This is a genomic window from Acidiphilium sp. (genome assembly GCF_049977125.1).
In the GTDB taxonomy this organism is placed as follows: domain Bacteria; phylum Pseudomonadota; class Alphaproteobacteria; order Acetobacterales; family Acetobacteraceae; genus Acidiphilium.
Map to the genome: position 1 here is coordinate 1 of NZ_JBMFGY010000331.1, position 1,977 is coordinate 1,977.

Sequence of the window (1,977 nt, forward strand, 5' to 3'; positions counted from 1 at the left end):
CTCCGTCCCGACCAGCTTTTCACTGCGCAAGGCAGCGGGTGGCGGTCAAGGATGGTCAGGGCTGGGGAATGTGGCAAATAAGTCACCTGCGGAGACGTTTTGGGCGAGACATTGCGATAAATTCGTCAGAACGAATTTATGGCTTTCAATGAATTTCAAAAAATGGTTCTTAACAGCACAATTAATTTATGAACCAAATAATAAATGAGGGAAGAAAATATGTATCGTTCGAGACTGATGGCCGGTGTTGCAGTTGCGGTTTTTGCCATGTCGGGCAGCGCTTATGCGACCGACGGGTATTACCAGACAGGTTACGATCAACAGGTGGTCGCCATGGGCCCGGCTGCGACCAAGCCGGTCTTCATGTCGCCGCAGTGGGCGACGCAGCTCTGCACTGCCTGGAACGATACGCCGCAACTCACCAAGGGACTTGGCGGTGGCTGGGCGCACAATACCGGTGGCAAGCCATACAAGATCATCACCTTGTCGGATTCGATCTGCAAGGTGAGTGCGCCGGTCGAGCTGAAGATCGCGCCGAAGAACGGGCTGGCGGAATGCATCTACGGTGGTGCGCTCACGACGAAGTCGCTCGATCACAGCTACGATTATTCGATGTGGGCGACGACGGCCAACTGGATGAACATGGGTTCACCGATGACCGCGATGATGTTCGGGCGGCTCAATTTCAAAGGGCCGAAGATCGAGGCGATGCGGAACATGGGGCCGTTTGGTGGATTCCTGCATCTGGTGCCGACGGTACCGGCGAGCTTCAAATACTGCCCGCCGAAGGGGCCGGGGCTGCCAAAATAACAGGGTATTCAGAGCGCCTGGCGATGCGAGGAAGCCGATAGGATTACTTCGTATCCTGGGTTGGGTGGCTGCGCTTCACAATCTCTAATTATGGAAAGCGCCGGATAGTCACGGCATAGTCCCGTTCGGGGCGACGCGACTAAAGATAGTCACGGAGATGTGATGGCTGGTCAACGAGGGTGGCGCGAGGCACCCCGAAGGTCTCGCAATATTTTCCAGAGCCGCCACAGCCACCCTTGGAAACCTCGCCGCTCCGGCTCCCGGATGATCACGGAATTAACCGAACCGTCACGCAGCCGAGGAAAGAGGGCGGGGGCGATGGGTCTGATCGGCCCGACCGGCGAGTAGACCGGCAACTGAGATATCCTCGTCCAGTGCCTCCCAGTGGAGGCCGCGAGAACTGATCCGGCAAGTCGCCCGTTGCTCCGGTGCCGCGTGGAACAGTCGCGGAAACCACGCCAATGGGACGCCGAGAACCCGGCCATCGTCCAGAGTGACCCACATCGAGTCCTCATCGAACCGCACCTCGCGGGCTCTAGCTGAAGAACTCATCCCATACTCCCATGATCTTCTGCCGATTCGCCTCAATCACCGCCATCAGGCGGCTGAGGGTCCTGGCGTTAAAGCCGTCATTGTAGGCTACCGAAACCTCAGGATGCAGCCAAAATTTGGCTTCCACATCGTCTTTCTCAACATGCACATGGACCGGCTCTCGCGGATCACCCTCATTGGCGTAGAAAAAGAACCGGAATCCTTCATATCGAAAGACTACCGGCATTCAGGTCTGGGCATTTCGGTCTCCGATCCCCAGGAGAGGAGCCATTTTCGAACCTCCTTGTAGGCAACAACGCGCCCGGCATCGGCCGAATCCATACCTCGCTTGACCGCTGCGGCGAAGGCGTCGGTATCCTGATCATCTTGCGGGCGCGCATTCGGGAGGTTCATGCAACGTGTTTCGAGCGGAGGAGGACAATTTTGCGCAACATATCTGAGCGTACCTGGTCGTGAGACACACTTGGCCGGGGATCAGCACGCGCCTCGGCGACGGCCGCTTCAAGCAGACTGCGCTCGACTTCCAGTTCGTAATCGATAGCAACGGCTGGCAGATTCATGGGTCCAATTTCTCTGGATCAGAGTGTTCATACGCTTGGCCCGGAAGTCAAGCAT

Annotated in this window: 4 protein-coding genes; 2 read left to right on the forward strand and 2 right to left on the reverse strand. The window is 57.1% G+C overall.

The window, feature by feature from the left end; translation table 11 throughout:
* Together ACP5E6_RS18745 and ACP5E6_RS18750 are read left to right on the forward strand one after the other, a co-directional pair.
* Positions 1 to 208, forward strand: a 208-nt coding sequence (locus ACP5E6_RS18745; RefSeq protein WP_427956947.1) for a hypothetical protein, incomplete at its 5' end; no start/stop codon positions are given.
* Positions 205 to 810, forward strand: a complete 606-nt coding sequence (locus ACP5E6_RS18750; RefSeq protein WP_427956949.1) for an SCP2 sterol-binding domain-containing protein — start codon at positions 205 to 207, stop codon at positions 808 to 810. The genes ACP5E6_RS18745 and ACP5E6_RS18750, both read left to right, overlap by 4 nt.
* A 288-nt stretch (positions 811 to 1,098) precedes the next feature.
* On the opposite strand, the gene ACP5E6_RS18755 is transcribed toward ACP5E6_RS18750, so the two are convergent.
* Together ACP5E6_RS18755 and ACP5E6_RS18760 are read right to left on the reverse strand one after the other, a co-directional pair.
* Complete coding sequence (locus tag ACP5E6_RS18755; protein ID WP_427956951.1) at positions 1,099 to 1,362, reverse strand: DUF2442 domain-containing protein; 264 nt, start codon at positions 1,360 to 1,362, stop codon at positions 1,099 to 1,101.
* Positions 1,346 to 1,588, reverse strand: coding sequence for a DUF4160 domain-containing protein (locus ACP5E6_RS18760; protein ID WP_427956952.1), 243 nt, complete (start codon positions 1,586 to 1,588; stop codon positions 1,346 to 1,348). The genes ACP5E6_RS18755 and ACP5E6_RS18760 overlap by 17 nt, the downstream gene beginning before the upstream one ends.
* Between the last annotated feature and the right edge of the window lie 389 nt (positions 1,589 to 1,977).

Excerpts from the sequence above, each read along its gene's own strand:
- ACP5E6_RS18750 (WP_427956949.1), top strand. The coding sequence starts at position 205 with ATGAGGGAAGAAAATATGTATCGTTCGAGACTGATGGCCGGTGTTGCA.
- ACP5E6_RS18755 (WP_427956951.1), bottom strand. The coding sequence starts at position 1,362 with ATGAGTTCTTCAGCTAGAGCCCGCGAGGTGCGGTTCGATGAGGACTCG.
- ACP5E6_RS18760 (WP_427956952.1), bottom strand. The coding sequence starts at position 1,588 with ATGCCGGTAGTCTTTCGATATGAAGGATTCCGGTTCTTTTTCTACGCC.